The sequence below is a fragment of the Asticcacaulis biprosthecium C19 genome (assembly GCF_000204015.1).
In the GTDB taxonomy this organism is placed as follows: Bacteria; Pseudomonadota; Alphaproteobacteria; order Caulobacterales; family Caulobacteraceae; genus Asticcacaulis; species Asticcacaulis biprosthecius.
In genome coordinates this window covers 156,883-179,879 of sequence record NZ_GL883080.1, presented here as the reverse complement: position 1 = coordinate 179,879, position 22,997 = coordinate 156,883, and the positions used below count along the sequence as shown (strand labels likewise).

General features: G+C 61.3%; 22 protein-coding genes and 1 pseudogene. 14 read left to right on the top strand and 9 right to left on the bottom strand.

Annotation, left to right across the window (positions count from 1 at the left end; translation table 11 throughout):
- Positions 1–40: 40 nt before the first annotated feature.
- Positions 41–2,083, bottom strand: a complete 2,043-nt coding sequence (locus ABI_RS19385; protein ID WP_006274764.1) for an ATP-binding protein — start codon at positions 2,081–2,083, stop codon at positions 41–43.
- A gap of 117 nt (positions 2,084–2,200) precedes the next feature.
- Here ABI_RS19385 and xseA point away from each other — a divergent pair, with 117 nt between their 5' ends.
- From xseA to ABI_RS19350, 7 genes are all read left to right on the top strand, one after another.
- Complete coding sequence (gene xseA / locus ABI_RS19380; protein ID WP_006274763.1) at positions 2,201–3,763, top strand: exodeoxyribonuclease VII large subunit; 1,563 nt, start codon at positions 2,201–2,203, stop codon at positions 3,761–3,763.
- A gap of 44 nt (positions 3,764–3,807) precedes the next feature.
- Entirely contained in the window at positions 3,808–4,023 is a 216-nt protein-coding gene (locus ABI_RS19375; protein ID WP_050808364.1) for a DUF2093 domain-containing protein, read from the top strand.
- 32 nt (positions 4,024–4,055) lie between these two features.
- Positions 4,056–4,841, top strand: a complete 786-nt coding sequence (locus ABI_RS19370; protein WP_006274761.1) for a M23 family metallopeptidase — start codon at positions 4,056–4,058, stop codon at positions 4,839–4,841.
- Between the two features lie 126 nt (positions 4,842–4,967).
- Entirely contained in the window at positions 4,968–5,462 is a 495-nt protein-coding gene (locus tag ABI_RS19365; RefSeq protein ID WP_006274760.1) for a response regulator, read from the top strand.
- Positions 5,463–5,553: 91 nt separating this feature from the next.
- Positions 5,554–6,840 carry a flagella assembly cyclic-di-GMP phosphodiesterase TipF gene (gene tipF / locus ABI_RS19360; RefSeq protein WP_006274759.1) on the top strand — a complete coding sequence of 429 codons (1,287 nt, stop codon included), beginning with the start codon at positions 5,554–5,556 and terminating at the stop codon, positions 6,838–6,840.
- Between the two features lie 66 nt (positions 6,841–6,906).
- Entirely contained in the window at positions 6,907–7,785 is an 879-nt protein-coding gene (locus ABI_RS19355) for a TIGR01459 family HAD-type hydrolase (RefSeq protein ID WP_006274758.1), read from the top strand.
- A gap of 110 nt (positions 7,786–7,895) precedes the next feature.
- A complete protein-coding gene (locus ABI_RS19350) occupies positions 7,896–8,216 on the top strand; it encodes a GNAT family N-acetyltransferase (RefSeq protein ID WP_006274757.1) in 321 nt (106 codons plus the stop codon).
- Positions 8,217–8,339: 123 nt separating this feature from the next.
- Here ABI_RS19350 and ABI_RS19345 read toward each other — a convergent pair whose 3' ends face one another.
- A complete protein-coding gene (locus tag ABI_RS19345) occupies positions 8,340–9,284 on the bottom strand; it encodes a protein phosphatase CheZ (protein WP_006274756.1) in 945 nt (314 codons plus the stop codon).
- 24 nt (positions 9,285–9,308) lie between these two features.
- The gene (locus ABI_RS19340) at positions 9,309–9,695 is read right to left on the bottom strand and encodes a response regulator (RefSeq protein WP_006274755.1); all 387 of its coding nucleotides are present in this window, start codon (positions 9,693–9,695) and stop codon (positions 9,309–9,311) included.
- A 276-nt stretch (positions 9,696–9,971) separates the two neighbouring features.
- Between ABI_RS19340 and ABI_RS19335 the strand changes: the two genes are divergently transcribed.
- Positions 9,972–10,394: a MaoC family dehydratase gene (locus ABI_RS19335; protein WP_006274754.1), complete on the top strand. Its 423-nt coding sequence runs from the start codon at positions 9,972–9,974 to the stop codon at positions 10,392–10,394.
- 96 nt (positions 10,395–10,490) lie between these two features.
- Positions 10,491–11,489, top strand: coding sequence for a riboflavin biosynthesis protein RibF (ribF, locus tag ABI_RS19330; protein WP_006274753.1), 999 nt, complete (start codon positions 10,491–10,493; stop codon positions 11,487–11,489).
- Here the strand turns inward: ribF and ABI_RS19325 are convergent.
- The 4 genes and pseudogenes from ABI_RS19325 to ABI_RS19310 form a co-directional block, all read right to left on the bottom strand.
- Positions 11,479–12,105: a hypothetical protein gene (locus ABI_RS19325; protein WP_006274752.1), complete on the bottom strand. Its 627-nt coding sequence runs from the start codon at positions 12,103–12,105 to the stop codon at positions 11,479–11,481. The two genes, ribF and ABI_RS19325, sit on opposite strands and share 11 nt — an antisense overlap.
- Before the next feature lie 55 nt (positions 12,106–12,160).
- Positions 12,161–12,541: a hypothetical protein gene (locus ABI_RS19320; protein WP_006274751.1), complete on the bottom strand. Its 381-nt coding sequence runs from the start codon at positions 12,539–12,541 to the stop codon at positions 12,161–12,163.
- Positions 12,542–12,604: 63 nt separating this feature from the next.
- Positions 12,605–13,243: a GyrI-like domain-containing protein gene (locus ABI_RS19315; RefSeq protein ID WP_006274750.1), complete on the bottom strand. Its 639-nt coding sequence runs from the start codon at positions 13,241–13,243 to the stop codon at positions 12,605–12,607.
- Positions 13,244–13,306: 63 nt separating this feature from the next.
- Positions 13,307–14,292: pseudogene (locus tag ABI_RS19310) on the bottom strand (PQQ-dependent sugar dehydrogenase).
- Between the two features lie 425 nt (positions 14,293–14,717).
- Between ABI_RS19310 and ileS the strand changes: the two are divergent.
- The 5 genes from ileS (at position 14,718) to mutL (ending at position 21,908) form a co-directional block, all read left to right on the top strand.
- Positions 14,718–17,714: an isoleucine--tRNA ligase gene (gene ileS / locus ABI_RS19305; RefSeq protein ID WP_040309749.1), complete on the top strand. Its 2,997-nt coding sequence runs from the start codon at positions 14,718–14,720 to the stop codon at positions 17,712–17,714.
- The gene (gene lspA, locus ABI_RS19300; protein WP_006274748.1) at positions 17,704–18,240 is read left to right on the top strand and encodes a signal peptidase II; all 537 of its coding nucleotides are present in this window, start codon (positions 17,704–17,706) and stop codon (positions 18,238–18,240) included. Before ileS ends, lspA begins: the two co-directional genes overlap by 11 nt.
- 112 nt (positions 18,241–18,352) lie before the next feature.
- The gene (locus ABI_RS19295) at positions 18,353–18,910 is read left to right on the top strand and encodes a DUF3035 domain-containing protein (RefSeq protein WP_006274747.1); all 558 of its coding nucleotides are present in this window, start codon (positions 18,353–18,355) and stop codon (positions 18,908–18,910) included.
- Positions 18,911–18,995: 85 nt separating this feature from the next.
- Positions 18,996–19,760, top strand: a complete 765-nt coding sequence (locus ABI_RS19290; RefSeq protein ID WP_083811573.1) for a methyltransferase domain-containing protein — start codon at positions 18,996–18,998, stop codon at positions 19,758–19,760.
- 297 nt (positions 19,761–20,057) lie between these two features.
- Positions 20,058–21,908, top strand: coding sequence for a DNA mismatch repair endonuclease MutL (gene mutL, locus ABI_RS19285; protein WP_006274743.1), 1,851 nt, complete (start codon positions 20,058–20,060; stop codon positions 21,906–21,908).
- A gap of 169 nt (positions 21,909–22,077) precedes the next feature.
- On the opposite strand, the gene ABI_RS25790 is transcribed toward mutL, so the two are convergent.
- Positions 22,078–22,227 carry a hypothetical protein gene (locus ABI_RS25790; protein ID WP_006274742.1) on the bottom strand — a complete coding sequence of 50 codons (150 nt, stop codon included), beginning with the start codon at positions 22,225–22,227 and terminating at the stop codon, positions 22,078–22,080.
- Between the two features lie 194 nt (positions 22,228–22,421).
- Complete coding sequence (rsmD, locus tag ABI_RS19280) at positions 22,422–22,997, bottom strand: 16S rRNA (guanine(966)-N(2))-methyltransferase RsmD (RefSeq protein ID WP_006274741.1); 576 nt, start codon at positions 22,995–22,997, stop codon at positions 22,422–22,424.

Sequence of the window (22,997 nt, the reverse complement as noted above, 5' to 3'; positions counted from 1 at the left end):
GGCCCGCTGCGGTTTCCACAGCTTAGGTCCCAAAAAATCATCAACACGCCAACACAATCGGCGTTCCGTCAGTATTTTCCAGGCAGCGATGCAGGGTCGCATAGAACTGCGGCAGGTCGATCGGCTTGTGCAGAACGTGGTCGAAGCCATGCCCCCGGGTGTCGCTCAGCAGCTTGGTCTGGGTCGCCGCCGACAGGGCGACGATAGCGCCGGGCTGGTTGTCTCCGCCGCGCTCACACAGCATCCGTGTGGCGGTAATGCCGTCCAGCACCGGCATCTGGATATCCATGAAGATCAGGTCGAAACGCGTGGTGCTGCACATCTCCAACGCTTCGGCGCCGTCGCAGGCCTCGAAGATGTCCAGGCCATAGTCCTTCAGAAGCAGCCGGATAAGTTCGCGATTGACCGGATGGTCGTCGACGATCAGCACCTTGCGGTCTTCCAGAAAGATCGGTCGCTGATCCAGGATGGTCACCACCGGGGCCGGCGCTTCGGTTGGCACCACCGGGATCTCGAACCAGAAGGTACTGCCCTGCCCGGCTTCTGACTCGACGCCGATCCGGCCCTGCATCAGCTTGACGATTTCGTGGCAGATCGACAGGCCCAGCCCCGAACCGCCATATTTGCGGTTGATGCTGTTGTCGACCTGGTTGAACCGCGTGAACAGGCGCGACCGCTGCTCGGGCGTCAGGCCGGGTCCCGAATCCTTCACCTTGACGCGAAGCTGACCGTCGCTCACGGCCAGCGTCACGGCGACGTAGCCATCGTGGGTGAATTTGCAGGCATTGCCGATCAGGTTGTACAGGACCTGACGGATGCGGACATCGTCGATCTCCAGCCATACCGGCGAAGCGTCGTCATAATCGAAGCCGATGGTGATGTTGCGTGTATCGGTCATGGCCATGAACTGGTCGACGACATCGCCGGCCAACTGGCGCAGGTCGGTCGGCTGCGGGTCTAGCGTCACCTGCCCGGCTTCCAGCTTTGAAAAGTCGAGCACATCCGTGATGAGACTCAAAAGCGCTTCGCCGGCCTTGTTAATGCGGCCGATATAGTGGCGGGCATCCTTGGGCAGGTCACCCACGCCCTTGAGAAGATTGGCATAGCCCAGGATCGTGGTCAGCGGCGTGCGGATCTCGTGGCTCATATTGGACAGGAAGTCCGACTTGGCCTGCTGGTGAGCCTCCGCGTCGCGCTTGGCCGTGCGCAGCGTCTCCTCGTAGCGCGACTGGTCGGTAATGTCTTCCAGGATACCGAAGATGAATTCGGGCTGCCCCTCATCGTCGCGTTCGACCCCGCCACGGGCATAGACGATACGCTCCTCGCCATCGCCACGGACCAGGCGGCATTCGAAGTGCAGGTCGGCACCATTCTGCATGGCGTCGACCACACAACGCCGGACGTCGTCGCGGTCATCGGCGTGGAACAGGTCGATGGCGTTGGTAAGGTCGGGCGCAAAGCTCTCGCGGTCCAGGCCATGGATGGCATAGACGCCACGCGACCAGAAGGCATCCTGCTTCTTGACGTCGATGTGCCAGTAGCCGACCCCGGCGACCTCCTCCATCAGTTCCAGCTTGTTCTGGGTTTCCTGAAGCTGCCGAATCGCCACCTTGCGCGCCAGGCTGTCGCGGCGAAGCGACAGAATCGATGCCGCGGTGGCTGCCAGTTTTTTCAGCCGGCGCTGCTCGATCGCGTCGAAATCGCGGCGCGGGTGGACATCGATCACGCTGATGGTGCCGACGGCGTCTCCGTCGACAAAGATCGGTGCCCCGGCATAGAATCGGACATAGGGCTCATCGAGCACAAACGGGTTGTCGCGGAACCGCTCGTCGTCCAGCGTGTCTTCTACCACCAGAACGCTTTGGCTCCGCAAGGTATAATCGCAGAACGAAATCTCACGCGGAATCGAATCCATAGGGATGCCGTGCCGTGCCTTGAAGACATGGCGTTCGCCGTCCTTCAGCGCGACCAGGGCAATGGGGGAATCAAAGATGTCGGCCGCCAGCGCGGTCAGGCCGTCGAGCCCGCCTTCCGGCTCGGTGTCGAGCAGATCATTCCGGTCAATATGTCCGTCAGTCGACATGTGCAGGGTTCACGAGACAGGTACCGATAGAAACTACAGGCAACGCCCTCAACAAAACTTAAACGTGACGGATTAAAATTCTTGGGTGCTTCAGGCCGATTGGCCTAATCTGCCGCCATGCCGAACGATCTCCTCAGTGCCGCCGATTCGCCCGCCGGCTCCAACGCCCCCGCCTACTCCGTCTCCGAGCTGGCGGGTGCCCTCAAACGCACCCTGGAACAGACCTACGACCACGTTCGCCTTCGGGGCGAAATCTCCAAGGTCACTCGCCACGCGTCAGGCCACATCTATCTGACGCTGAAGGACGACAAGGCCAATATCGACGGCGTCATCTGGAAGGGCCAGGCCAGCCGCCTGCAGACCCAGCCTGACTACGGCCTGGAGGTCATCGTCACCGGCCGCATTACGACCTTTCCAGCATCATCGAAATATCAAATTGTCATCGAGCAGATGGAGGTCGCCGGCGTCGGCGCCCTCCTCGCCCAACTTGAGCGTTTGAAGCAGAAACTGAACGCCGAGGGCCTTTTCCGCCCGGAGCGGAAAAAGCCGCTCCCCTACGCGCCGCGCACCATCGGCGTCATCACCTCGCCGACCGGGGCGGTCATCCGCGACATCCTGCACCGCATCCGCGACCGCTGGCCCTGCCGGGTCATCGTCTGGCCCGTGGTCGTCCAGGGTGACGCTGCCCCGCCTCAGATCATCAACGCCTTGCGGGGCTTCGAATCTGGCGCCGTGCCACGCCCCGATGTGATCATTGTCGCGCGCGGTGGTGGCTCGGTCGAGGACCTGTGGCCGTTCAACGACGAAGCCCTGGCCCGAGCGGTGTTTGCGTGCTCCATCCCGGTCATCTCCGCCGTGGGCCACGAGACCGACACCACCTTGATCGACCACGTTTCCGACCGCCGCGCGCCCACCCCCACAGGGGCGGCGGAACTGGCCACGCCGGTCATCGGGGAACTGCGCGCCCTCGCCGCCGACCTCGAGCGCCGCCGCCAGGCCTGCATGTCGCGCGGGCTGGAAACCCGGCGCGAAAAGCTGGCCTTGCTGGCGCGCGCCCTGCCACGGCCGACCGATCTGATCGATTCCGCCCAACAACGTCTTGATTTTGTTGCGCAACGTCTGACTGGAAGCCTGAGTCAAAATCTCAACTTGCACCACAACGCCTTCACCAAGGCCTCGGCGCGGCTTTCCCCGCTTTTGCTGACGCGCCAGGTCGAGCATTCCCGCCAGCGTCTGGATCACGCCGGCCAACGCCTCGGCGGTGCCTTGAAAAGCCATGTTGACCGCGCCACCTCCCGCTTCGCCCCACTCGAAGGCCGCCTTGACGGCGCCTTAACCCGCCGCCTAGCGATCGCGCAACAACATGCCCGTCTGCCCGACCTGGAACGCCGCATGGGCGACGCCATGCAGCGGCTTCTGTCGCGCCAGTCCGAACGCCTGCAACGCCTTGACCAACTTCGCGTCAGCCTGAGCCCGACCCGTCCGCTGGACCTGGGTTTCGCTCTGGTCGAACGCGAAGGCCATGTGGTGACCCAGGCGGCGGCGGTTTCCGCCGGCGACGTCCTGACCCTGACCTTCAAGGACGGCAAGACCACCGTCATCGCCGGCGAAGGCTCCGCCCCGCCCAAGCCACAGCCCAAAAAGCCATCTCCGCCACCCCAGCAGGGCAGCCTGTTTTAGTCTGTGCGCTTGATTCCGCCCGGCAATCGTCCTACCTTCACACCATGAATATGCACTCTCCCCCGCCTCAACCCGACCAGGCCGTGCTGCACTACGGCGATGGCGAATACACCATCATGCGGCCGGGCAAGTTCGTAGTGTGCGCCGTCACCGGAAAGCGCGTTCCGCTGGAAGCCCTGCGCTACTGGAACCCGCGCAACCAGGAAGCCTATGCCGGTCCAGAGGAGGCTATGCAGCGGTGGAAAAGCCTGAACCCGTAAACCGGCGCGCGCTTATCGCAGGGGGCTTGGCAGTGCTCGTTCCTGCCACAGCTTCCGCGCAACCGCTTCCGTTCAATCTCAAGGGCCGCTTCGTCCAGGGCGGCTACGCCATGGGTCAGACGACGCCCGGCGCCCAGTTCTGGGTCGACGGTGTGCAGCGCGGCGTCACCTCCGATAAGGGCTGGTTCTATGTCGGGCTCGATCGCGATGCCCCGGCCGCCTGTCTGATCGAGGTGCAGAACACCACCGGCGGCCGCGACAGCACGCGTATTACAGTCAAGCCTGGCACCTACGACATTCAAAAGGTCAACGGCCTGCCACAACAGACCGTAACCCCGACAGATCCGGCCATCCTGGCCCGGATCAAGCGTGACAGCGACCTGAAGAACCTGGCCTTCACCAGCCATGATTTCGGCGACGGCTTCCGCACCGGCTTTATCTACCCGCTCAGGGATTTCCGCGTCTCGGGCCGGTTCGGCAATCAGCGCGTCCTCAATGGCACGCCCACGGCGCCGCATTACGGCTTCGACATGGCAGCCCCCGCCGGCACCCACATTCGCGCCCCGGCCCAGGGCCTGGTCGTCCTGGCCGAGCCCGACCTGTTCTACGATGGCGGCCTGACCCTTATCGATCACGGCCAGGGACTGATCTCGATGTACCTGCATCAGTCGAAGGTGCTGGTGAAGAAGGGCGACCGTGTGACGCAGGCTCAGATCATCGGCCACGTCGGCGCGAAAGGCCGCGCCACGGGTCCACACCTGTGCTGGCGGCTGAAATGGGGTGACCGCCGTATGGACCCCAGCCTGATGGTCGGCTGATCACGTCAAAGCCGAAACAATAATTCTCTTGAAGTTGCTTACAGTTTCAGCATAACACGCGTTCAGGGCGCTGGCGGGGACCTTGCGGCGCCGGCTTTCGAAGTGGCAAGGATTCGATTTCCCGACATGGCCGATTACACCAGCCTCAAAATACTTCTGGTCGAAGACAATCAGCATATGAGATCGATTGTAAACGCGATCCTGAAGGGCACCGGCATCCGTAACGTACGCGAAGCGCGCGACGGCGCCGAAGGGCTGGACATGCTGCGTCAATATCCGGCTGACATCGCACTGGTCGATTTCAATATGGATCCGATTGACGGCGTCGAGTTCACCCGAATGCTACGCAACGCGTCGGACAGTTCCAACCCCTATCTGCCGGTGGTGATGATCACTGGCCATTCCGAACGCTCGAAAGTCATCCGGGCGCGCGATTCCGGTGTCAATGAGTTCGTCGTCAAGCCTTTGACGGCAAGGGCTTTGCTGGGGCGTATCGATTCGGTGATCATGCGGCCGCGGCCGTTTATTCGCTGCAAAACCTACTTCGGCCCCGACCGCCGCCGCATCGATGACAAGGCCTATCCTGGCCCGCATCGCCGCAACACCGACGGCATGTTCTAGATTCTTGTTTACAATTATTAACACCCCCTAGGCGCGTCGCTCAAATCACGCGATAGTCGAGCAGTGATTCTCTGCGCGGAAGACGCATAATATGGGCAAAATCGTAACTCCCCTGCTGATGGTGACCTATGCCATACTGAGCGGCTGTGTCGCCGCCCTGGTCTGGCGCGGGGGATCGGACGGCGGAACCGCCATGGCTGCCTTCATCGGCACGCTGGGGGTCTGTGTCGCCTTTCACGCCTACGCCACCCAAAAAATGTCCGAGATTCGCATCACCAAGGATATCGATCTGGTCCGCGACGCTCATCGTCTGATGGTCGACGCCATCGACTCGACCCAGAAGGACATGATCGAACTGGCTGACCGGGTGCAGAACCAGCGCACGTCGCGCTCCGAGGAACTGACATCGGAAGTCCGCATGCTGGAGGACCTGGTCAAGAAGCTGGGCGAAAGCATCGAGGACCGGCTTAACGAGTGGAAATCCGCGCCAGCGGTTGTGGTACCGCTGCATGGCACACCGGCTCAGAACGCCCGCGAGGCCCAGGCCCTGGCGCTGATCGAAACCATCCGCGAAGCCCTGACGCAAAACCGGGTTGACCTGTATCTGCAGCCAGTGGTTTCCCTGCCCCAGCGCAAGACCATCTTCTACGAAAGCTTCTCGCGGCTGCGCGACGCGACTGGGCGGGTGCTGATGCCCGCGGAATATCTCAATGTCGCCGATGCCGAAGGCCTGGTGCCGTCGATCGATAACCTGCTGTTGTTCCGTTGCGTCCAGATCGTCCGCCGCCTGGCCAAACAGGACCGCCGCATCGGCATCTTCTGCAACATCTCCCTGACGTCGTTGCGCGATGAGGTTTTCTTCCCGCAGTTTTTGGAATTCCTCAGCGAGAACAGGGACCTGGCGGGCGCGCTGATCTTCGAACTGGGCCAGGACGCCTTCGCCAATCGCGGCTCGGTCGAAGCCCGCAACATGGCCAAGCTGGCCGATCTGGGCTTCCGCTTCTCGATCGACAAGGTGATGACGATCGACTTCGACCTTCAGGATTTGCACCGTTCGGACGTGCGTTATGTCAAGGTCGGTGCCGGTCTCTTGCTGGAACAACTGCTCGAAGTCGAAGGCAAGCCAGCGCTGAAGTTCCTGAAGGACATCCACGCCGGTGATTATGCTGGTCTGCTGGCGCGCTACGGCATCGAGGTCATCGCCGAAAAGGTCGAGAGCGAAAAGCAGGTGGTTGATATCCTGGATATCGAAATTGGCTACGCACAGGGGCATCTGTTCGGTGAACCGCGCGCCATCAAGGAGCAGGTCCTGGCCGAAACCGCCCCGCCGGCGGGCTTTGCCAAGTCGACCATGCCGCAACTGCGCCGCCGGGCGTAAAACCGCTTTCCTTTCACCGGTGTGAACGCTAAACCGCGTCCGGTATCAGTTGCCGGATAAAGCTTTATGACCTCCCCTACCCTGTTGAATGGCCTGGCCGATGTGGCCGGCGACTATGACGCCATCTTCTGCGACATCTGGGGAGTCATCCACAACGGCCGCCAGCATTTCCCGCCCGCCTACGAAGCTCTGCGCCGCTTCAAGGCCGAGCGTGGCCCGGTCATCCTGATCTCCAACTCGCCGCGCCCGCGGGCCGATCTGATCAGCCAGCTGGCTTCGCTGGGCATCTATGACAACGGTTTTTCCGATGTCATTTCGTCCGGCGACGCCACCCGCGAATACCTGCGCCAGTTCGCGCCAAAGGGATCCTGCTGGCGTGTTGGGCCGATGCGCGACGATGTTCTCTATCAGGGCCTGGAGATCGACCTGAGCGGCAAGCCGGAAACCGCTGCCTTTATCTCGTGCTCGGGGCCCTTCGACGACGAAAACGACACGTTGGACCAGTACCAGCATGCCTTTACCATCGCCGCCCAGCGCAAGATCGTCATGATCTGCGCCAATCCCGACAAGGTGGTCCAGCGCGGCGACCAGATCATCATGTGCGCCGGGTCACTGGCGGACCTTTACGCCAGCCTCGGCGGACCAGTGATCATGGCCGGCAAGCCCTACCCGCCGATTTACGACCTCTGTTACGCTGCCCTCGAAAAGCTGACCGGAAAAACCGTGGCCAAGTCCAAAATTCTCGCCGTCGGCGATGGCTTGCCGACCGATGTTCTGGGGGCCAATGCGCAAGGCCTGGACCTGGTGTTTGTCGCCGCCGGTATCCACGCGATCGAAGCCACCGACGATTCAGGCCGACTCGACCCGCTGCGTCTCAAGACGCTGCTGGATATCCAGATGGCGCACGCCAGATATGTCGCCGACGCCCTGCGCTGGTCGGCATGATCCTGCGCAAGGTGCGTGATAACGACCGCCTGCGCCTCTTCGATGTCTGGCGCGACTCGGTCAGGGCAACCCACTAATTTCTGACGCCTGAAGATTTTGATGAGATCGCCATGCGGGTGGCCGATCATTGTCTGGCGGTGGCGGATCTTTGGGTGATGTCGGACGATGACGACCACGCCGTCGCTTTTATGGGTCTGACCGACAACAGCATCGACAGCCTTTTCGTCAGCCCGGCCCATGCTGGTAAGGGAATCGGCCGGCAGTTGGTCGAGCACGCCCGCAGCCTGGCCGGCCCCTTGATGGTTGATGTCAACGAACAGAACCTTCCGGCGGTCGGCTTTTATGGGCGGTTGGGATTTCGCGTTACGGGACAGTCCGAACGCGACAATGACGGCAGGCCTCACCCGCTGCTTCACATGGCGATGGTCTGACGCCGCATAACAGACAGCGCGGAGGCCATTCCTGGCTCACCGCGCTGTCCGCACCATCGCAATATGTCACCGTCGGCTCTTGGCGCAGGCCGCTGCGATGTCTTTGCTTTTCTCGTAAACTTTTTAGTCGAACAGGGCGTCGATATCGTCCTGAGATGCCGGCTTGCTCAAATCCTCTGCAGGCATGTCGAACAAGGCATCGATATCGTCCTGGCTGTTCGTGGCTTCCGGTTCCGGTGCCTTAGCTACGGGAGCCTTAGCTACGGGAGCCTGGGCGACCGGAGCGGGCGCAGGTGCAGGAGCCGCAGGTTTCGGTGCAGGTGCAGCTGCCACGGGCTTCGGCGTCGGGGCCGGAGCAGGAGCTGGTGCGGGAGCGGGAGCGGGAGCGGGAGCCTTGGAGGCAAGCGCATCGGCCTTGACGACCGATACCGGCGGATCATCGAACATGGCGTCGATGGCGTCCTGCTTGGTTTCCGGACCACCGATGGCCGGACCGTTGAGCAGCAGGTCGTGACGACGCTTTTCTTCGGCAGTCATTTCAACCGGCTTGTCGTCGACGCCCAAGGTGCTGGCCAGCTTGCCGACGCGCTCCTCGATCTGCTTCAAGACGTTTACCACCTTCGACACGCGCTGTCCGGTGATGTCCTGGAACGAGCAGGCTTCGAAGATCTTCATCACTTCGTCGTCGACCTTAGCCTTGTAGCCAGGCTCACCTTCCGACATGCCCATGATGGCCTCTGCGGCATTCATGATGGCATGGGTGGCGTTTTCGGTGTCGCGTGTGATGGCTTCCAGTTCGGCGCCGGCCGTCGGGATGCGGTCATGCGAAATGTCGTGGGGACGCATTTCGCGGATCTCTTCCTTCGCCTTGGCGATGTAGCCGGCGATGATACGAAATTCATCCGAACGCTTTTTGTCGAGTTGCTGGAAAAACCCGCGCATCAGGGCGACCAGCGCCTCGGACTGCTGCATCAGGTTTATGAGCTTGGGCTCGAGCTCGCTGACCAGGGCGGGATCAAATCCCTCCAGGTCTACGGCTTGGTCCCTTTTGGATGCAGGCTGAGCCATGATAGTTCCAACAAAAAGAATTACTTAGAATTCGCCGAGAACGGCCGTGATCTTTTGCTTGAGAGTCGCGGCATTGAAAGGTTTAACAATGTAATTGTTAACACCGGCTTTCTTGGCGGCAATCACGTTCTCGGTCTTGCTTTCGGCCGTGACCATGATGAACGGTGTTCTCTTCAGAACGTCGTCCGCCCGGACCTTGAGCAACAGCTCGTAACCCGTCATCGGCTCCATGTTCCAGTCGGAGATGACCAGACCGTAGTTGCTCTTCTTCATCTTGTCGAGCGCCTCGGTGCCGTCCGAAGCTTCTTCGACATTCTCAAAGCCCAATTGCTTGAGCAGGTTGGAAATGATCCGCAGCATAGTCTTGTAGTCATCGACGACAAGGACCGGCATGGACATATCGATGGCCATGTGTAAACGCCCCACTTTTTCTAAGGTTGGGCCCTGCAGGACGCAGGCCCTTCGTTTGAAGACAGGTCCCAATATCGATCAAACCCGATAAAATCAGGTTAAGAGCATTTCGATTTATTTCCGTTATAAATCAACGATATATCTTAAATTAACCACGAATCATAGTGAAGCTATCTGATTAATTTCGCAGAATCGTCCCGTCGCGGGACACGAATCGTTACGGTTGCGACCTCCTGCCCCCTTGTTCCTGCGGTGCGCTTCACCTAAACCACCCCCATGAGCCAGAGCTTTTATCTCGACGAACTAAGCCTCGACCAGACCGCCTCGCGCGTCTTCATGGTCGATGATGCCGGCATTGCCGCCTTTGCCGATGTGTCGACCGACCATAACCCGGTCCATGTCGACGAGGCCTTCGCCGCAGCCTCGCCGTTCAAGGGGCGAATCGCCCACGGTATGTTGATGGGCGCCTATATCTCGGCGACCCTCGCATCCGACCTGCCCGGCCGCGGCGCCATCTATGTGTCACAGTCGCTGAACTTCAGACGTGCGGTACGCCCGGGCGACGATGCTACGGTCATGGTCACCATAACCGCCATCGATCTGAAGTCCGGGCACGTGACCCTGAGCACGGTGGTCAAGGTGCGCAACAAGACCTTTGTCGACGGCACCGCTGTCGTCATTGCCCCCAAGCGAACTTAGTGGAGCTCAAACGCCGCCTGGCTCGCCGCATAAGCAGCGGCGGGCAGTCGCCCTTGCCAGGCGGCGATCACGTCATCATCACCGCCTGGATCGACCATGTTCCCCTTCGACAGCCTGCCCAAAGCCCTGCGTCCCCAGCGCCTGACCGCCCTGGTGCTGACCGTGCAGGCCGATGGCGGGGTCACGGTCGAAGGTGGAGACCTGCCGCGCGGCACTGCCGCCGCCATCGGCAGCTTTGACGGCGTCCATATCGGTCACCAGCACGTCATCGAAAGCGCCATCGACGCTGCTGCGCGGACCGGGGCGCGCTCATCGGTCATCTGTTTCGATCCGCACCCGCAGAGCTTCTTCCGGCCGGATAGTTCGCCCTTCCGGCTGATGCGCGTGTCGCAGCAAGTCCGCGCCTTCGAGGCCCTGGGTGTCGACTATGCCCTGATCATCCGGTTCGACGGCAATCTGTCGTCGCTGGACGCCGACGCCTTCGCCCGTGTCATCCTGCGCGATCATCTGGCCTTGAGCCATTGCTCGGCCGGCTTCGACTTCCAGTTCGGCAAGCGCGGTGGCGGCCATGCCAAGGACCTGGTGGCATTTGGGGAGCAGTTCGGCTTCACCACCGATATCCTGCCGCTGCAAACCGACCAAGCCGGGCAGAAGCTGTCGTCATCCGCGGTGCGCGATGCGCTGCTGGCCGGAGATGCCCGCACGGCCGAGAACATCCTTGGCCGGCCCCAGGCCTATGTCGGCGAGGTCATCCACGGCGCCAAGCAGGGCCGGACTATCGATTTTCCGACCCTTAACATCCGCCTCGGTGACTATCTGCGGCCGCGCTACGGCATCTATGTCACCCAGACGCGGCTGGGCGATGGCCGGGTGGTCAATGGCGTCAGCAATATCGGCGTGCGGCCGACGGTCGGCGGCAATATCGAACTGCTGGAAACCTATCTCTTCGACTTCAAGGAGGATATCTACGGCCAGACGGTAGAGACCCTGCTGCGCGACTTTATCCGGCCGGAAGCCAAGTTCGACTCGTTCGAAGAGATGCGTGTGCAGATCCAGAAGGATGCAGGCACGGCGCGGGCGTGGTTTAGCGCTTGAGCGATTTCAGCGTGGTAGTGTCGAAGACCTGAATCTCACTGCCATAGTTGATGTAGACGACCTTGGTCGGATCATCTTTCATGATTTCGAAGAGCTGATTGCTGGAAAAAGCCACGCCGAGGTCGCCGCAGGGCGGCGTCGGGTCCTCGCCCGTACCGACGTTTTTGTCCCAGCGCGCCTTGGCCTCCCCCATCGGCGCCAGTTGATAGACGGCGTCCTCATCCTTATACAGCGGCGGCATAGTGATCTCTTCAAAAGAACAGGTCGCTGTGTCCTTGCCGGGTGATGCAGCGCGGATCTGCGGCAGGATCGACTCGATCGGCGCATCGGCAGGCTTGGTGAAGACACGGATCACCGGCTGGATGACAGTGCTGCCGGATTCACTATCCATCTTCAGACTGAAACCCGGTAAATTGTCATCGGCGATTAGCCGGACGCCGCCGAACGTAGGGCCACAGGCGTAGGACCAGATCGACAGCGTCTTGCCTTTGACCTCCTGCCACTCGCAGCCTGTGAAGGTGTCGGCCGCCGCCTGCGACGGTTTCGGCGCCTCCGTCTTCGGTGGCGCCGAACAACCGGCCAGGGCCGCCAGAATCAGGATGGCATTGAAACGCATGAAGACCTCCGGTTTTGCCGGACAGTGAACAAAACCGAAGGTCCGGCGCAAGCCGTCAGGCGGCGTCGACGCATTCGTTGGCAGCATCGAGCAGTTCCTCAATGCCTGCCTCGCCGACCGTGTCCATTTCGGGGCCGGTCGGCGGCGTCGCCTCGGCGTCGTATAATACGTCCATGCTGGCCGAGATGGTTTCGAGGTTGTCGAGCAGTTCCTGGAGGGCGTCAATCTCGGCCTGGTCGGCGTCGGAAACGTCGGAACCCGCGGCGTCGACGGCCTGATCGAGCGCTTCCTGGGCGGCCTCACCGCGCAGGCCGATCTCAACGCCAACCGCGACGCACAGGCCGCTATAATCAGTCTGAGCCAGGGCTGAGGTGGCACTCCCAGCGCAGATGGCCAAGGCAAGAGCGCCCGAAAGGGCTAAGGTTTTCATGATCATGATGGAACTCCCCGGTGATGACCGGCTGACGTTGAACGGCGCAGGCCGGCAAGTCCAGATATATCACCCCTGAAGGGGTCTTACCGGCTGGCGCAGGATGGTCTTCAGCTTTGCGGGCTCGACCTTACGGGCGTCGCTGAGGTAGATTTCGTGATGCTTGCCTCGTTCGGCCAGGCCATTCCGCGGTAGCCATTCGTTATGCAGACGCGCCAGGGTCGCAGCTTCATCAGCGTAGGATCCGATATGCAGGATCTGCGCACTCAGCCCTTCCTCCATAGTTTCGAGCCGGACGGTTTCGATACCCGGCAGGCCCTTCTTCATCAGGACCTCGGCCTTGGCGGCTTCGAGATGGGCCGGTTCGATCCAGTCGGGTTGCAGGATCATCATGGTCCAGTTCCACTCGTCGCGACGGCCCGGCGTGGTGTAGGCGCCGTAATCGTCGGCCCACCACAGGCCTTCCAGTGGACCGACGACATAGTCACGGCCGAAGGCGCGCTTGCTCATGAATTTGAGCGTGTAAGACAGGGAATAGAGGGCTTCAATGGCCTGCTGATAGAGCGGCGCACTGTTCGGATCACCCCGGCCGTCAAACATGAGATAAGGCAAGGGCGGAACCTCGACGAGGAGGAAGTCCTTCTGAGGCGGGCCGTACAGGCTTTTGTATTCAGATTTAAAATCGATCTTTTCTCGATTCTGGGACATGGCAATATTCCTCTACGCTCAGAAGGGAATACCGCCCTTTACTGCCAAATTATGCCAGCAGCCTTAACCCTTCGGGCTCAGCCGCAACAAACGGCCACCGGGATCGCTGGAACCGTCTTCCAGCAGCCAGATATCACCGTCCGGCCCCTGCTCGACTTCGCGGATGCGCGTCTCCATATCCCAGCGATCCGCCTTGACGGCCTTATCGCCATCGAGGTCGACGCGGATCAGAGACTGCCCCGACAGGGCGCCGATGAACATGTCACCCTGCCACTGCGGGAATTTCGAACCGCTGTAGATCAGCAGGCTGGACGGCGAGATTGAAGGGTTCCACCACACTTTCGGGCTTCAAACTCGGGACGGTTGGGATGATCGGGAATGTCGGCGCCACCGTAATGATCACCGTTGGAGACGATCGGATAGCCGTAATTCTTGCCTTCGACGACCAGGTTGACCTCGTCACCGCCCTGGGGGCCCATCTCGTTCTCCCACAGGCGGCCGTCCTTGTCGAACGCCAGGCCGTAAAGGTTGCGGTGGCCATAACTCCACACCTGGTCGGAACTGCCGCCTTTTCCGGCGAAGGGATTGCCGGGCGCCGGCGTGCCGTCCGGCAGCAGGCGCAACACCTTGCCCAGGTTCAGCTTCAGGTCCTGGGCCGGATCGAACTTCTGACGTTCGCCGGAGGTCACGAACATATACTTGCCGTCGGGAGAAAACACGATGCGCTGCGAGAAGTGGCCGTCGCCACTGACCTTGTCCTGACGCCAGATCACGTTCAGGCCCTCGAGATGCGGGGCGCCCTCCAGCACGAGCTTCGCCCGCCCGACAACGGCGCCGCTCTTGCCACCGGTGCCCGCTTCCGTCCAACTGAGATAGACGGTGTTGGACGTGGCATAGTCCGGCGCCAGCGTAACATCGGCAAGACCGCCCTGGCCATCATCCTTGACCGTCGGCGTACCGGCGACATCCTTCGCGGTACCGTTGGCGAACCATTTGAGCTTGCCCGACTTCTCGGTGACCAGAAGGCTGCCGTCCGGCAGGAAGGTCATGGCCCATGGCGAGTCGAAACGCGCCACTTCGGTGACGGTAAAGGGCGGCTCACCGGTGCTGAGCGGAGCCTCGCCACCGGGGGCCGGCTGAGACTGGCAGGCGCCGGCGGCAAGGGCCAGCGCGGTGACAAGGGCAAAGGATGCAAATTTCATAAAAACCCTCATAGGGAAAAAGGCAGCACGGCTTACACGCGCCAGCCTGGGAAAACGTTCGCTGCGGGCCGTCCTTCCATTGCAACACTTCCTCACTTAAGCGCGCCTTTCCCGCTAGGCAAGGCGAAAGGGCTCTGTTAAAGCCACCTCATGTCGATGTTTGGGACCGTTATACGAATTTGACGCCCGGTGCGGAAAGCCGCGCCGGGACACGCACCCTTTTTGTATTTCCTTGGCCCTATTGCCGACACACTAATACCTGACGAAAAGCCATGCCCGATACTGATCCCAAAACAACCCGCGATTACCGCGACACCGTCTTCCTGCCCGAGACCGAATTTCCCATGCGTGCCGGCCTGCCCAAGGCCGAGCCCGAGATGTTGAAAAAATGGCAAGACGCCGACCTCTACCATGCCGTCCGCAAGGCCCGCAAAGACGCCGGTGCGCCCCTCTTTGTGCTGCACGACGGCCCGCCCTATGCCAACGGCAATATCCATATCGGCCACGCGCTGAACAAGATCCTGAAGGATTTTGTAGTCCGTTCGCGTTTCCTGCTGGGCTATGACGTCGACTACGTCCCGGGCTGGGATTGCCACGGTCTGCCGATCGAATGGAAGATCGAGGAAGCCTTCCGCGCCAAGGGCCGCAAGAAGGACGAGGTCCCCGCCGCCGAGTTCCGCAAGGCTTGCCGCGAGTACGCTCTGCAATGGATCGACGTCCAGCGTGAGGAATTCAAGCGCTTGGGGGTCCTGGGCGAATGGGACCAGCGTTATGCCACCATGGACTTCGACACCGAAGCCAAGGTGACGGCCGAGTTCCACAAGTTCCTGATGTCGGGCCAGCTTTATCGCGGCTCCAAGCCGGTGATGTGGTCGCCGGTCGAACGCACTGCCCTGGCCGATGCCGAGGTCGAATATCATCCGCACGTGTCGCCGACCGTGTGGGTGCGCTTCCCCGTGACCAATACAGCGAGTTCCAGCGTTTTCGGAGATTCGGCCGAAGAGGCCGACGAACTGAACGAACAACTGGCCAACGCCCACGTGGTGATCTGGACCACGACGCCGTGGACCATCCCTGCCAACCGCGCCGTCAGCTTCAACCCCAAGATCGCCTATTCGGTCTATGAGATCACTGGCATGAAGTCGGAGGCCGAACTGGGCTTTGCGCCCTGGGCCAAGCCGGGCGATAAACTGATCCTGGCGGACAAGCTGGCCGAAGCCGTACTTATCGCCGCCAATGCGTCGGCCTGGGATAAGGTCATCGACGTGCCAGGCCATGTCATGTCGGGCTTTGTCCTGGCCCATCCGCTGGCGACGCTGGATGCCGGTTACGGCTTCGAGGTGCCGATGCTGGCCGGTGATCACGTCACCGACGACGCCGGTACCGGCTTTGTACATACGGCCCCGGGCCACGGGACCGACGATTACCTGGTGTGGCTGAAGTCGGGCCGTTCGCTCGATTCGATCCCCGACACGGTCAATCCTGACGGCGCCTACTACCCGCATGTGCCGCTGTTCGGCGGACTACAGGTGCTGGAGGTCGAGGGCAAGAAGGCCGGCAAGTTCGGCCCCGCCAACGGCGCCGTCATGGACAAGCTGATCGAGACCGGCCACCTGCTGGCTCGCGGACGGGTCGAACACTCCTACCCGCACTCCTGGCGGTCCAAAGCCCCGGTGATCTTCCGCAATACGGCGCAGTGGTTTATCCGTATGGACAGTGAAGATGGAGATGGCCTGCGCACCAAGGCTTTGCGCGGCATCCATGCGACGCAATTCTATCCCGACTCGGGCCGCAACCGCATCGGCGGCATGGTCGAGACGCGCCCGGACTGGCTGATCAGCCGCCAGCGCAACTGGGGTACGCCTCTGGCCATGTATGTCGACAAGGCGACCGGCGAACCTCTGCGTGACGAAGCCGTCAATGCCCGCATCATCAAGCTGATCGCCGCCGAAGGCGCCGACGCCTGGTTCACCCGGCCGGATGCCGACTTCCTCGGCAAGGGTTATGACCCCGAAAACTACGAGAAGGTCACCGACATCCTCGATGTCTGGTTCGACTCGGGTTCGACCCACGCCTTTACGCTCGAGGACCGGCCAGAAAACGGAGGAGATACTGCCTGGCCGGCCGATCTCTATCTCGAAGGCTCGGACCAGCATCGCGGCTGGTTCCAGTCGTCGCTGCTCGAATCGTGCGGCACGCGCGGCCAAGCGCCGTTCAAGGGCGTGCTAACCCATGGCTTTGTGCTCGACGAGAAGGGCATGAAGATGTCCAAGTCGCTGGGCAATGTCGTTGCGCCGCAAGACATCGCCAAGGAATCGGGTGTGGAAATCCTGCGCCTGTGGGTCGCGCTGTCGGACTATTCCGAAGACCTGCGTATCGGCAAGCAGATCATCCAGACCACAGTCGACGCCTATCGCAAGCTGCGTAACACGATGCGCTACCTGCTGGGAGCGCTGAACGGATATGAGGTTTCGGAAGCTGTCGGGTATCAGGACCTGCCGTCGCTGGAGCGCTATGTCCTGCACGAGGTCCATGCCCTGGATCAGAAGGTGCGCGACGCCTACGAGGTGTACGATTTCGCCGCCGTCATCCGGCCGGTCAGTGAGTTCTGCTCCCAGACCCTTTCGACGCTGTATTTCGACGTGCGCAAGGACAGCCTCTATTGCGATCAGCCGACCGCCATCCGCCGCCGCGCCTGCCGCACCGTGCTGAACATTCTGTTCGAACGGCTGACGGCGTGGCTGGGCCCCATCATGACCTTCACGGCTGAAGAGGCGTGGACGTCACGCTTCCCCGAAGAAAAGGCCAACCTTTTCCGCGTCCTGGATGAGGTGCCCGAACGCTGGGCCAATCCATCGGAAGCCGTACGCTGGGGCAAGATCGAAACCGTCCTGTCGGTGGTCACCGCCGCCCTGGAAGAAAAGCGCCGCGACAAGGTCATCGGTTCGGCCCTGGAAGCCGCGCCGGTGGTTCATATCGCCGATATCGCTTTGTACGAAGCCTTTGCCGACAATTCCGGCGACCTGATCGATGCCGCCGAGGTCTTCCGCACCTCGCAGGCGACGCTCTCTCTGGAGACGGCGCCGGACGACGCCTTCCGCCTGGACGGCATCAACACGGTCGCCGTCGTCTTCCAGAAAGCCGAAGGGAAAAAGTGCCAGAGGTCGTGGCGCATCCTGCCGGAAGTGGGCAGCGATGCCCTCTATCCCGACCTGTCCTTGCGGGACGCCGAGGCCGTCGCTGCCTGGGATGCCGCCCATGCAGGATGATATCGAGAAGCTGAAGGCCGAGTTCCGCCAGCCCGTGACAGCGCTTGGTCTCAGGCTGGCCTGGATCATCGCGATCATTATTTTGGTCGATCAGGCGTCCAAGGTGTGGGTTTTGTCAGCCCTGACACCCAACCTGGGTGACAGCGTCAAGATTTTGCCGTTCTTTAAGATCAGCATGGTCCACAACGAAGGGATCAGTTTCGGACTGCTCGGCTCCGGCGGACTTATGCGCTGGGTGCTGACCGTGTTCCAGCTGGTGGTGGCAGGGCTTTTGACCTGGATTGTCTTCCGGGTTCGCCGTCCGTTGCTGGGCATTGCCTTCGCTCTGATCGCAGGCGGCGCCATCGGCAACGCCATCGACCGGATTCGCTTCGGCTATGTCGTCGACTTTCTCGACTTTTCGGGTCTGTTTTTCCCGTGGGTCTTCAATGTCGCCGACAGCGCCATCTGCATCGGCATTGCGCTGCTGGCCTGGTATTTCTACCAGTCGGAGCGCCAGGCCAAGGCCGCTCCGCCCCAGATGTGACCGTTTTCGGGCGTGACCGATTCGGTTAACCCCTTGGCAGACGGCCATAAACCAAGTATCACTCCCTGTCCGGGCGGTTGCGTCCGCGACGGGGGCAAATGGAGCTTACTACATGAAGTCGCTTAAGGTCGCGGCCGGATTGGCGCTTTTGGCGGGACTGGGCCTGACAGGCTGTGAGTCCACCAAGAGTGCGCTGGGCCTCAACAAGGTCGTACCGGACGAATTCCGCGTCGTTACCAAGGCACCGCTGGTGGTTCCGCCTGACTATGCCCTGCGTCCGCCCGCCCCCGGCGAACCGCGCCCGCAGGAACTGCAGCCGGAAAGCGCCGCGCGTCAGGCTCTGCTGGGCCAGCGTGACGCTGTCAACCGGACCCAGGGGGAACAGTTGTTCGTCGCCCAGGCCGGCGCCGAGAAGGCTGATCCCCTGGCACGCTATGTCGTTGACGACGAGTTCGGTGACCTGACCTACAAGGACGCCAGCTTCGCCGATACGGTGCTGTTCTGGCGCAAGAAGGATACGACCGTCGCTGGTTCGAACACGGCCATCGGGGCCGAAGTCGCCCAGGTCGATGCTGTCGCCGAGGCCGAGCGCGTCAAGGCGCTGACCGGCGAGCAGCCGATCGTCATCGCTCAGAAGAAGGAACGCAAGTTCAAGCTTCCGGGCCTGTGATTGCAGAAAATTCACTTGTGAGAATTTGGAAAAAGGCGTTCCGTCGGGACGCCTTTTTTCATGGATGAACTCACAGGAGAAGACCATGGTATCGCTGCGTTCCCTCTCACTTGCTCTTATTCTTAGCCTCAGTGCAGTGCCGGCTCTGGCCAGCCCGGATTGTGCAGCCGATGCCTCGCTCGATACCCGCGTCTCAGCGGCGGTTGCCCGGGCCGACCGCCCCGCCGACCAGCGCGAGCGCGACGCAGTGCGCAAGGCCGAGATCGATTTCCTGCTCAGCCACGTCAAGCCGGGCGACCATGTTCTGGATATCGGCGCCGGCCAGGGCTATGCCACCTACCTGCTGTCAGCGGCCGTCTGTGACGGCAAGGTCGTCTCGCAGAACCCACAGAGCTGGGTCGACTTCTACAAGATGGGCCCGGCGCGCGATGCCTTGGCGGCAGCGCGGCCCAATGTCAGCCTGATGACGGCGGATTTCACCGCCATGCCAGCCCCGGCTGAGCCTTACGACGTCATTTTCATGGGCATGGTTTATCATGACACCTATAACCACCAGCCGGCGGACTATAACGTCCAGACATTTGTCGCTCTGCTGAAGTCGCAATTAAAGCCAGGCGGGGTCGTAATCATTACCGACCACGACACGGCGGCCGGCGTTGGCATCGACCAGACCAATACGCTGCACCGGATTGAGAAGGCCCGCGTGGTCGCCGATTTCAAGGCCGCCGGCTTCGAATTGGCGCACGACAGCCCCGTGCTCGAAACCACCGAGGACCACAGCAAGAATGTGTTCGATCCGGCGGTGCGCGGTCAGACGGATCGGATGGCGCTGGTGTTCAAGCGGCCATAGACTATGGGGTTGGAGGGTTCGTAAGGGTTTGACCACGAACCGCCGCTGCGCGGCTTCACGAAAAGCACGAACTTTTGGACGTGCTTGATGTTTTGTGGATGCCCGCGCGTCAGAATGTGTTGAACCACGGATGCGGCGGCCGCTTAGCGGCATCCGTGCCCATCCGTGGTCCACCTTCGGATAGCGACAACGGCCGCCTCTCTTTCCGCTACACCTCGAAGTTCGTGCCGTTCGTGTGGTTCGTGGTCAAAAACTTCCTTTCTTAACAATCCTCCCGACTCCGGCTAGTATGAACGGATGTCCAACATTCAGCGTCTGCCCCAGGATACCATCAACCGCATCGCCGCCGGTGAGGTCGTCGAGCGCCCCGCCTCGGCGGTCAAGGAACTGGTTGAAAACGCCATCGACGCCGGCGCCCGCCATATCGATATCCGCGCCGAACAGGGGGGCCTCAGCCGCATCCTGATCGAAGACAACGGATCGGGCATGGCCGGCCCCGACCTGGAACTGGCCGTCGAACGTCACGCCACCTCGAAACTCAAGCCTCAAGCCGATGGAACCTGGGACCTGCTTCACATCCAGACCCTGGGTTTCCGCGGCGAAGCCCTGCCCTCTATGGGCTCGGTCGCGCGGCTCAACATCGTCTCCAAGTCCAGGGGCGGTGACGCCTTGGCCATCCAGGTCGACGGCGGTGCCGTTTCTGGCCTGAAACCGGCGGCCTTTGGCGGCGATCATGGCACGCGCATCGATCTGCGCGACCTGTTCTACGCCACGCCGGCGCGTCTGAAATTCATGAAGTCCGAACGCTCGGAAAACATGGCCATCGCCGAAGAGGTCAAGCGCCAGGCCATGGCCCATGAAGACGTTGGCTTCTCGCTCGAGTTGGACGGCAAGCGGGTACTGAAACTGTTCGCCGAACAGGCCGGCTTCGAAGGCCGCTTGCGGCGGCTGGCTGCCATCCTGGGAAGCGATTTCGGCGACAACGCCCTGTTGATCGACCAGGCGCGCGAAGGCGTGCGGTTGACGGGCTATGCCGGCTTACCGACCTTTTCGCGCGGCAATGCCATGCACCAGTATCTCTTCGTCAACAACCGGCCGGTGCGCGACAAACTGCTGACCGGGGCGCTTCGCGCCGCCTATGCCGATTTCCTGGCGCGCGACCGTCACCCACTGGCCGCCCTGTTCGTCGAGATCGATCCGCAGGACCTCGACGTCAACGTTCACCCGGCCAAGGCGGAGGTGCGCTTCCGCGATCCCAACCTGGTTCGTGGATTGATTATCGGCGCGCTGAAGCACGGCCTGGCCTCCGCCGGCCACCGGGCCGCCACAACCGTGGCGCAGACAGCATTGACGGGCTTCCGCGTCGAAAGCGTCCAGCCCCTTCTCAACTTGAACCGGCCGACGCCGTCCCAGATCGCGGCCGTACGCCCCTACATGGCGCCGGAACCCTTCGCGCCGACCGCGCGTTTTGAACCAGTTTCGTATGAGACTGCGGCCTATGCGCTCGGCGTGTCCGAAGCGCCGGTTCTCGAACGACCAGTAGATGTAGCGGCATCCGCGGTGGATGCGTTTCCTCTGGGCGCCGCCCGGGCACAGATTCACGAGACCTATATCATCGCCCAGACCGCCGACGGGCTGGTCATTGTCGATCAGCACGCCGCCCATGAGCGCTTGGTCTACGAAGAGATGAAGGTCGCCATGGCCCAGGGCCACGTCCAGAGCCAGAGCCTGTTGATCCCGGAGATCGTCGACCTGGAACGTGAAGAGGTGGCGCGCCTGGTTGCCCGGCGCGATGACCTCGCCACCATGGGCCTGCAGGTTGAGGCCTTTGGCCCGACCAGTGTGCTGGTGCGCGATATTCCTGCGCTGATGGGAGATTGCGATATTTCCGGCCTGGTGCGTGACCTGGTCGACGATTTGACCGAGCACGGCGAACTTTTGGCGCTGAAAGAGCGGATGGCGGAAATCTGCGGCGACCATGCCTGTCGCCACAGCGTGCGATCGGGCCGGCGTCTCAATGCCCACGAGATGAACGCCCTGCTGCGCCAGATGGAGGCCACGCCGCACTCCGGTCAGTGCAATCACGGTCGGCCGACCTATGTCGAACTGAAGCTGAAGGATATCGAGAAGCTCTTCGGGCGACGCTGAGCGAGTCATCGCAGAGCTTGCGGAAATCGGCTACATATCAAGACGCCGGTGGCACTGGACCGTTGCCACTGGAAAAGGGATGCGGCGATCGCATCCCTTTCTTTATTTCCGACATAAAGATTTCATAAAAAAACCCGCGGACCAAAAGGTGCGCAGGTGCGTATGAATATCAGTGAGTCAGGTTCAGAATGATGAGGCCAAGCCCCATTACGACACCCCAGGCCTGGACGCTAAGTCCCGCAATCAGCAGGAGTTTCAGCGCGTCCGGACGACGCTTTGACACTTTGGTTTTAACAGCATGCGCCGCTTGATAGTCCATCTCATCACCCCTAGTATTTTAGTGATACTCTACCAGGCGTCATAGCAAGTTTTATGCCCTGCTTATCATTTACGCCTTGTTAACGACATATTGTGGATAAGACGGACGACCCGTCAATACAAAATCTCGGGCCTTGCGCCAAAAATACCACTCGCAGGCGCAGTAACGATATTATGTCGTTTAAATTCAATGGATTATTTAATGTAAATTTTTTGTTTAATGAACAAAACCTGCGCTGCGCCATAGGTTTTTGTGTTGATTATTTCCCACACCCCTGTGACAAAATCGTCCTCATCCGAACCGCGCTCGAAGACGATTATGGCATTTTCGGACAGCCAGTTACCGCTAACAAGACCCTCCAAAGCCTTCTCTCCCAAGCCTTTGTGATAGGGCGGATCGAGGAAAACGAGGTCGAAGGCTTCGCTTTTCGGACCGGGACGGACGCCCAGCTGGGTCGCGTCCCGACGGTGGACACGGGTCGTACCAAAAAGACCGAAGGCTTCGACATTGTCCCGAATCGCGCCACGCGCGCCCTCGTCGGTTTCGATAAACAGACAAAAGGTGGCGCCGCGAGACAGGGCTTCGAAGCCCAAAGCGCCCGAGCCGGCAAACACGTCCATCACCCGGGCGCCGTCGAAATCCGGCGCCCAGTCGGCATGGGCCAAAACGTTGAAAATGGCCTCGCGGGCACGGTCCGACGTCGGCCGTGTGTTACGCCCGTCCGGAGTGGCGAGGCTGCGCCCCTTGAACTCGCCGCCGACAACCCGCAT